This window comes from Calothrix sp. CCY 0018 (assembly GCF_963920925.1).
GTDB lineage: Bacteria > Cyanobacteriota > Cyanobacteriia > Cyanobacteriales > Nostocaceae > Rivularia.
Genome location: NZ_CAWUDI010000107.1, coordinates 1 through 1,876, shown reverse-complemented (window position 1 = coordinate 1,876; position 1,876 = coordinate 1). Strand labels below are relative to the sequence as shown.

At 29.5% G+C, this 1,876-nt stretch carries 2 protein-coding genes; both read right to left on the bottom strand.

The window, feature by feature from the left end; translation table 11 throughout:
* Nucleotides 1-32: 32 nt before the first annotated feature.
* Nucleotides 33-1,256: an RNA-guided endonuclease InsQ/TnpB family protein gene (locus tag ACM03V_RS34315; RefSeq protein ID WP_414625284.1), complete on the bottom strand. Its 1,224-nt coding sequence runs from the start codon at nt 1,254-1,256 to the stop codon at nt 33-35.
* Entirely contained in the window at nt 1,253-1,813 is a 561-nt protein-coding gene (locus ACM03V_RS34310; protein ID WP_414625283.1) for an IS607 family transposase, read from the bottom strand. Before ACM03V_RS34310 ends, ACM03V_RS34315 begins: the two co-directional genes overlap by 4 nt.
* Nucleotides 1,814-1,876 lie beyond the last annotated feature (63 nt).

Here is a 1,876-nt window from a genome sequence, read left to right as displayed (position 1 = left end):
ATAGTTACTAAAAATATAGTCAAATATATTAACTAACTTTTAGCTTTGTAAGGCTTCATCCTTACTGGGCTAACTACAAGCCTCTCTATTAGCTTTCCCTTAAAAAGGGAGTCACCAACTACCTTTCTAATACAATTAAGACTCCCATTAATGTCACAATTGTAAGTTTTACCAGAGCTAGATTTAAATAGTCCCCGATGTACTCTTTTACCTAAATATGTTTCATGCTTTTTAATAGGTTCTAAGTCTAGAAAACTACACTTACTCGTGTAGGATTCATTAACTGTATGTACCTTTATCCCTACTAATTGACACTTATAGATTAATTGCTCTATAAATTTAGCATGAGGAATTGATGTAAATGATTGATTGGTTTTAGCTCCTAGATTTACTAATTGCTTCCAATGATCATTTTTACCAATTATCAAATCTGTTATTTGATGACTTACTAGCTGATTTACAATAAATCTACTAGCTGTGTGGAGGTAATAATCCACTTTATTATTACGCTTGATAGTTAATCTATCAATACGTCGAGATTTATATTTTCCCAGTGGTAAAAGTGATTGTAATTTTGCTTTATATTTATTGAAATATTGATTAGTGCTTTTAATTGCTTTACCGCAAACTATAAAAGGTGACAGTTCTTTTAAATTACTGGTAACTGTTGCTAGATTCGATATTCCGATATCTATTCCTGCAACTCTTTTATCTAAAATAGAACCCGAATCTTTTATACAGTCTTTTTCATAAACAACTTCAATTAAATAACAACCATTTTTTGGTATTATTCTAACTTCACAAATAGAAGTTTGTTTGGTTTTTATCTTGATGTTAGTTAGAGATGGATTTATATAACCCTGTTTTAAGAGTTTTTTCGATATGGCTTGATAGTTATAACATATTAAATTCCTCCCATAAGTTTTATGCTTGTAATTGGGTAATCTAGGCTTTCCTAAAAACTTAGATTTATCTTGTTTATATGCTGCCATCGCGGCAAAGAATGATTTAAAGCTTCTTGCAACTTGCTTTATTACTAATTGACTTACTTTCGCAGGTAATGACTTATAATCAATACCATTTTTTAGTTGATGATAAAGTTGATTAAAGCTTGGTACAACTTCTCCACTAAAAAATGCTTGACGACAAATGTATGTAGCACTGTTATAAACATTTTTAGATAAGAATGATAATTTCTCTAATTCTTTATAACTCGGTTTTGTTGATTTAATTAAATGTCGTTCTACAAGTCTCATTTGTCTAAGCAATTAATAATGCATTCTTTTTTACCTTTTTGTCGTCTTAAACCATATATCCTTGCACAGAAAGAAGTAATTATCGATACAAAGTCTTGCATTAAGTCTTCTTTTTCTTCCCTCGCTTCATTAATTATTTCAATATCTTTTCCCATTTTATTCAATAAAGTTTTTATATAATTAAAACCAAATCTAGTTAGTCTATCTTTATGTTCGCAGACTATCAAACTATAATCGTCTCTAGATAAAGAATGAATTAATTTTTTGCGAGAATCATTTACTCCACTACCTACTTCTTTGACTATCGCTATAATTCTATACCCCTTTGCTATACAATATTTTTCTACTCGTAATGCTTGAGAATCTAAATTTGCTTTATTTTCAGCACTAGAAACTCTTGCATAAATCAGAACACAATCATCTTTTAATTGTGAATCTACATTAACTATTATCGTACCGCTAGGTAGTTGTTTGGCGTTAAGTTCTCCACGCTTCCACATTCTCCATGCAGTTTGATAGCTGATGCCTTGTTTTTTTGCATAATCAGATAACTTCATAGTTTGAATATTAAACTATGTATGATTATGTTTGACTATATTTTCATTAAACTTAATATATAC